The organism is Rhodopirellula sp. UBA1907 (assembly GCF_002337565.1).
Lineage (GTDB): Bacteria > Planctomycetota > Planctomycetia > Pirellulales > Pirellulaceae > Rhodopirellula > Rhodopirellula europaea.
Genome location: NZ_DDGH01000097.1, coordinates 134,157 through 140,931, shown reverse-complemented (window position 1 = coordinate 140,931; position 6,775 = coordinate 134,157). Strand labels below are relative to the sequence as shown.

The following is a 6,775-nucleotide window of genomic DNA, read 5'->3' as shown; positions in this document are numbered from 1 at the left end:
GGTTCTCGGATAGGTTCTAAGCCGTATACGTGAGGCACTTCACGCATGTGTTGACCGCACTCTTTCTCTCGAAGGAATTCGCTCCAATGACCCAGCGTGAACGATTTGATCAGTTGCGAGACGCGTTTTTGGATGGTGTGGCGACTCAAGCGGAAACGGTGGAGCTGCAAACAATGCTGCACGCCTCGGATGATTTGCTCGATGACTACATCGAACACGCCAACCAAGACGCAGCTTTGATTTGGAATGGCATTCCGGAGCACCCGTTGCCCCCTGTTTGCCCCGCCGAACCAGCCGCTGGTTTGTCTCGGCTGAACCGCTACCTGCCTTTGATTGCCGCCAGTCTCTTGTTTGTTGCGGCGGCGGGCTGGGAATGGATGACGATGCAGCCGCGATCCGTTGCGACGATCCTTTCGTCAACCGACTGCCATTGGGGCACCGGGACTTTGCCGACAACGGTGGGACAAGAACTCACATCAGGACGCTTGCGTTTGATTTCAGGGATCGCGGAATTGCAGTTCCCTCGTGCGACTGTTTCGATGGAAGGACCAGTCGATATCGAACTGATCTCAGCGGAACGTTGTCGCCTGCATTCGGGCAGCATTGTTGGTTCGGTCAGCGAAGGCGGCGAAGGCTTCGTGGTCGAAACACCTCGGGCGGAGATCACCGATCGTGGAACCAAATTCGGTGTCTTTGTCGACAACGTCGGTGACGCTCGTTTGGATGTGATGGAAGGCAGGGTCGATGTCAAACATTTGGGAACGGGACGTCAATTGACTCTGGAAGGAACCAGTCGAGCGTTCGCTTCCGTTCATGCGTTGGAAACGTTTGCGCCGAAGCAGAAAAGTGGGGGCGAGCAGAACGGCGTGGTGCCTGCCTCTTCCGACAAAGTCATTCACATCAGCTCCGCCTATGGCGATGGCGACGAAGGAGATGTCACCTCTGGGGATCGGCGAGAAGGAGAGGTGTTCCCCACGCCGGATCATGTGCTGCTGGTCAAACGTGCTGACAGCGAACCTCATTGGAACCGAAAGGCGTTCATTCGATTTGATCTCACGGGCTTTGGCATATCGGAGCTGTCGAGTGTGGAGCTTCGGCTGGAAGGTGTCCACACGGGGATGGGGTACACGTCCTTGTTGCCTGATTCCACCTTTCGTGTTCACGGTGTGAAGCCGGAATACAACACGGATTGGAATTCCAAAACGCTCGATCGAAACAACTTTCCCGGCAGGAAACCAGAGACTCATCAACTTGATCCGGACAAAGTCGAGTTACTTGGCGAATTCGTGATTCCACAATCAAAACCGCAAGGACAATTTGTGATCGCCGACCCGCGGTTGCTGCAGTTTGTGCAAGACAACTTAGGATCCACACCGACGCTGGTGATCACCCGGCTGACTTCCGTGAATCAGACCCAAAGCTACGTGCATGGGTTCGCCAGCCGAACCCACCCAACCGCCAGCCCGCCAACGCTGCGATTGCACGTCAAGCAAACGGTCTCGAACTGAAGTCGCTTGGTGTCCATCGCCTGTCGCTGAATTCGCCAGAATTCAGACGTTCCAGATTCTTCTCGACCGAATTCTTGGCGAATCCGGCGACGGTGCGTGGCGGCGTTCAGTCGACATCGACGTAGGCCAGGTTCCACCTGGCGAGGTGACTGGCCGGTGCACCGCGACCTCGAGAACGCTGGTCAAACCGCCTCGCTTTGTTCCAAAGCATCGGCGGGATGCCAGGTACAACCTGGCCTACTTGGCCAGCCAGTCCGTAGCTGGATTCGGCAGAATTCAGATGTTTCAGTTGGGACGCATCCGAATTCTTGGCAAATTCGGCGACGGTGCGTGGCGGCGTTCAGTCGACATCGACGTAGGCCAGGTTCTACCTGGCGAGGTGGCTTGCCGGTGCATCGCGAACTCGAGAACACTGGTCAAACCGCCTCGCTTTGTGCCAAAGCATTGGCAGGATGCCAGGTGATAACCTGGCCTACGTGGCCAGCCAGTCCGTAGCTGGATTCGGCAGGATTCAGATGTTTCAGTTGGGACGCATCCGAATTTTTGGCAAATTCGGCTACGGTGCGTGGCGGCTTTCAATGGATGTAGACGTAGGCCAGGTTCCACCTGGCGAGGTGATTGGCCGGTGCACCGCGACCTCGAGAACGCTGGTCAAACCGCCTCGCTTTGTTCCAAAGCATCGGCGGGATGCCAGGTGATAACCTGGCCTACGAGACTCGAGGCTTCCACTCCGAGCCATCAATGAGGACTCCTTCAGAGCCTTTGTTTGGAGTTTCACCGGACGTGGGCTGTCGTGAATCGGATTTCCAAAGTTAATGCATGACGTACAAGGTGGGTGGCGACATGTGGTAGGCAAGGTGACCAGAGAAAATTGCCTCTGTAGCTGAATCGAGATCTCGGCGATGCCGTAGGTCGCGCCAAATATGCATGGTGTATCACGACTTGCAGGATTTTTTTGCTACGTTGCGTCGTTAGGCATGCGAAGAAATTCTTCGAGGAAATAGGTCAGGTCCGTAGTGACAATTGCGGGGATTTTGAGCCCACGCTTGGTCGGAAGCCCAAATGCCCCGGCGTACGGATCGGCGTCATCGGGTATACGCATCACATCCGGAGTCGCCGACATTCGAATGTATCTGAGTGCACCACTGACGAGTTGCAACAACGCGATTCCATTTTGGTCCGCGTAAGATTCAGCACCTGATTGAAACGGAGCAGTAGATACAACAAAGCCCTTGTGAGCTCCGGTCGATCTCATTCGGTCGTTCAGAATTTGAACGACTTCTCGCTTCACCGGATGCTTGTGCTTCTTGCATTCACAAAGTACCAAGAACCTCGCACCGCCAAACGCAGTGAAACACACCGAAACATCAATCTCGTAATCGCCATCTGTACCCGAAATCAAATCGCGATGTTTGGCATCAAAATGATCAACGGAATCAGCAAACGATTCAAACCATTGTTTAATCGTATATTCAAATTTTTCGGGAGTAATGTTGTCAGGATCTGGGAATTGCATGCTTCCTCAGGTGATTGAGACAATTAGTTGCCATGCTTGATAATGGTGACATGCGATCTTCCGGAGACTGACGACCCAGGCAATAGTTGTGTCGGCCCATCCGGCTACGGTGCGTGGCGGCTTTCAATGGATGTAGACGTAGGCCAGGTTCCACCTGGCGAGGTGCCTGGCCGGTGCACCGCGAACTCGAGAACGCTGGTCAAACCGCCTCGCTTTGTTCCAAAGCATCGGCGGGATGCCAGGTACAACCTAGCCTACGTGGCTATAGGTAGGAGCGTTGATATCACTGAATCAGACATCTGCCAATTCGGTGAGTTCGGCTTCGCTGTCGCCGAATCGTTCGAGATCCAATCCGTAGCGTTTGGCCAACGACAAATACAAGTTGCAGACGGGGACTTGGCCTTTGGCAGCGATGTGACGACCGGGCTGGATCGTGCCGCCGCCGCGACCGGCCAGCAACAACGGCAGGTTGTCTGGGTCGTGACGGTTGCCGTCGGAGAAGCTGCTCCCAAACATGATCATGCTGTTGTCGAGCAGCGTTGACTCGCCTTCCTTGACCGCTTTCATCTTCCGCAACATCCGAGCGAATTGTTCGGTGTGCCAACGGTTGATGAGTTGGTACTGCAAGATCTTTTCTTCTTTGTTCTCGTGGTGCGAAAGCTCATGGTGCCCGCCATGAACGCCGTCGAGGAAGCTGAACGAGCGACCGGACACATCATTGGCAAACATGAACGATGCGACGCGAGTCGAATCGGTTTGGAACGCGAGCACCATCATGTCCAGCATCAGATCAATGTGCTGGCGAAAGTCGCCCGGAGTTCCGGTTTCTGGGATCTCCAGTGCGTGACCGCTGGCAATGCGATCCCGTTCCGCTTCGTAGCGTGCTCGGTGGCTTTGGTCGCGTGTGGCAAACTCGATTCGCTTCTCGACTTCGCGGACTGAATCCAGGTACTCGTCCATTTTGAACTGATCGTCGCGGCTGAGTTTGCCGCGAACCAAGCGAGCGTCTTCCAAAACGTAGTCCAGCAAGTTCTGGTAGGACTTTGCTTCCGGAGTGCTGGTCTTCATCCGTTTGCCAAACAGACGCTCGTAGACCACGCGGGGGTTGATGGCTTTCGCGATTGGCCGCGTTGGTGATTGCCACGAGATATGCGATCCATACAAACGCGTGTATCCGACGTTGCTGTCGATGCCGCTGATCACCGGATCGATGCCCAATTCCAATGATGGCAGCGGTGTTTGATTGCCGACTTTTGCCGCAATCAATTGGTCAATGGAAATACCGCCACTGCTGATATCCTTGCCGGTGGTTTTTGCGACCGGCATGCCCGTTAGGTAGTTGGCTGTTTTGGCGTAGTGTCCATCGCCACCGTGCGAGTGTTTCTTGTCGAGCCCAGAGAGTACGAGAAAGTCATCCTTTAGATCCGCGAGCGGTTCGAGCGAAGGTGACAGTTCGTAGTCGGTTCCTTCGGACTCAGGAACCCAATCCTTCTCCCAGACGCCATTGGGGAAATACAGGAACGCGGTGCGAAGCGGCGGTTGCGGATCGCCATTTTGCGAACCCGATGCGTCCGGTTTGGCGGCGGCCATGGTTTCTGCCATGGACGCCATCCACGGCAGCCCCAGCAAGACTCCGCTGCCACGCAGGAAGCGACGACGAGGAATGGGCTTTTTCATGATCAACCTAACGGTCTATGGGTTGGCAGGTTTGAAATAACGATTGCGAAATGGATAACTGGTCACGATTGTTTCCAGAATCACGGTGGCACGCTGGTCGTTGGCATCCAATGCTTCCAACGATTCGTCGACGACACACTTGTCGAACTTATTGAGCGATCGGCCAAGAGCGAATCCGTACAACTTCTTGACGAAGTGCTTTTTGAATTCACCACTGCGCCCCAACAACAATTGTTTGAGTTCTTCGGGACCGGAGAACGTTTCCCCTGAAGGAAGCTTGCCGCTGGAGTCAATCGATTGGCCGTCTTGTTCAGTTCGCCAGCGACCGATCGCGTCAAAGTTTTCGAGTCCAAAACCGATTGGATCCATGCGGTTGTGACACGCGGCACATTGAGGATCCTTGCGGTGAATTTCGAGTTGTTCGCGAAGCGTTGCCGCGTGGTCGGCTTCGGCCTCTTCCAAAGCGGGAACTCCTGGTGGTGGCGGTGGCACGCGCCCGCCGAGTACTTCTTCCAAAACCCAACGGCCGCGTAACACGGGGCTGGTTCGGTGTCCATACGATGACCGAGTCAGGACGGCGGCGAGTGTGATCACGCCACCACGACGACGATCCGAGAGTGGGATGCGTTTCCACGTTTCCGAGTCATCGGTTTGCGTCAGGCCTTGTTCGGAAGCATCCAGACCGTAGTACGAAGCCAGAGTCGAGTTGGCATGGATGGAGTCCGCATCGATCAATTCCATCAACGGGCGATCGTCTCGAAAAACGTTCCAAACCGTTCGCACGGCTTCTTCACGCATATCCTCGGCCAAGCGTTCGTCAAAGTCTGGGAAGAGTGTCGTATCGGGTTTGGACTCACCTTCGAATTGCGAGAGCCCCAACCATTGCAAACCGAAGTTCTCTCCCAACGCCCGCGAACGGTCATCGGCGAGCATGCGATGCATTTGCGAGATGATCTGTTCGTCGGTTGCTAATTCGTTTGCGTCCGCAGCCAACGTCAATGTTTCGTCTGGGATGGATGACCACAGAAACAGGGCCAACCGAGTTGCCATCTGATGCGGCGTCAGTGGTTGAACGCCACCGGCTTCGGATTCCGTTTCGACGACAAACAAGAAATTCGGTGAGACCAGAATGGCTTTGAATGCATCAGCGGTCGCTTCGCGGATTGGCATTCCCGATTGCTGGGAGGCGTTCATCAACGTCATCAATCGGTCGACTTCAGAACCATCGACGGGGCGTCGCCACGCGCGGCGGGCGAATTGGTTGATCGCCTCGCGTGCTTCGGCCTCGCTGGCGATGTTCGTCAGCAATCCGCCAGCCAAAGAAGACTGTCCGCCCGAATTCAAAGCATCTGTGATGACTTGGTTGGACACCGCCAAGTACTGTTCGATGTGCAACGCCGACGTGAAGAGTGCGTCGCCAGCGGTATCGAATCCTTCGCCGCCGGACCCGTCCGAAGGAACTTGCAACGATTCATCAACGGGCATTCCCACCAGGTCTCGAATGGCGTTGAGGTATTCCGTCCGGGTCAGACGACGGCTCATCACAACGCCTCGGTACCAAGCCTGGGTTTCTTCGTTGGCCAGACGTTCGCACTCGTTGTCATCCGGTCGTGAATCGAACCATCGATGAACGAGTGCCTTTTGTTCATCGTTGAGTTGCGGGCTGCCTTCAGGTGGCATCTCGTTCAGTCGCACGCGTTTGGCGACTTCTTCCCAAACGGTGGCATTTTTCTGCAGCTTTTCGCTCGCACCGAATTGTTCCAGGTCAAAACCTTCGGCATCCGCGCCCCGATGGCACTCCGAACAGGCCTGATCCAAAATCGGATAGATTGCGGTTTCGTATTCTTTTCGCCAGGCCGCGAATGGATCGTCATCCGCGATCGACAAAATGGGCGCAGCAACACAGGCGGCAAAAACGACGCAGCGGAACAGAAAACAGGCGAGTGGCATCGCGGGGAACATCGAGGGATGCTCAGTCGGCTGGAGGTGGGGCAAATCGCGGCACTGGTAGAATTGTCCGCGGGCGGGAACCTCAGTCTAGCCAATCCGGTCCCAACGTCCAACTTGAATGAGC

The 6,775-nt window shown here is 55.4% G+C and carries 6 protein-coding genes; 1 reads left to right on the top strand and 5 read right to left on the bottom strand.

The annotated features are described in order from the left end of the window. Positions 1 to 86: 86 nt before the first annotated feature. Positions 87 to 1,508: a FecR domain-containing protein gene (locus B2R17_RS23615; RefSeq protein WP_286765946.1), complete on the top strand. Its 1,422-nt coding sequence runs from the start codon at positions 87 to 89 to the stop codon at positions 1,506 to 1,508. Positions 1,509 to 1,924: 416 nt separating this feature from the next. Here B2R17_RS23615 and B2R17_RS28455 read toward each other — a convergent pair whose 3' ends face one another. The 5 genes from B2R17_RS28455 to B2R17_RS23600 form a co-directional block, all read right to left on the bottom strand. Continuing rightward, positions 1,925 to 1,972, bottom strand: a complete 48-nt coding sequence (locus B2R17_RS28455) for a hypothetical protein (RefSeq protein WP_414707397.1) — start codon at positions 1,970 to 1,972, stop codon at positions 1,925 to 1,927. A 187-nt stretch (positions 1,973 to 2,159) separates the two neighbouring features. After that, positions 2,160 to 2,237: a DUF1589 domain-containing protein gene (locus B2R17_RS28450; protein ID WP_414707396.1), complete on the bottom strand. Its 78-nt coding sequence runs from the start codon at positions 2,235 to 2,237 to the stop codon at positions 2,160 to 2,162. A 229-nt stretch (positions 2,238 to 2,466) separates the two neighbouring features. After that, positions 2,467 to 3,024: a restriction endonuclease gene (locus B2R17_RS23610; RefSeq protein WP_286765945.1), complete on the bottom strand. Its 558-nt coding sequence runs from the start codon at positions 3,022 to 3,024 to the stop codon at positions 2,467 to 2,469. Between the two features lie 291 nt (positions 3,025 to 3,315). Continuing rightward, positions 3,316 to 4,701, bottom strand: a complete 1,386-nt coding sequence (locus tag B2R17_RS23605) for a DUF1552 domain-containing protein (protein WP_286765944.1) — start codon at positions 4,699 to 4,701, stop codon at positions 3,316 to 3,318. A gap of 15 nt (positions 4,702 to 4,716) precedes the next feature. After that, on the bottom strand, positions 4,717 to 6,651 hold the full coding sequence (locus B2R17_RS23600) for a DUF1588 domain-containing protein (protein ID WP_286765943.1): 1,935 nt from the start codon (positions 6,649 to 6,651) through the stop codon (positions 4,717 to 4,719). Positions 6,652 to 6,775 lie beyond the last annotated feature (124 nt).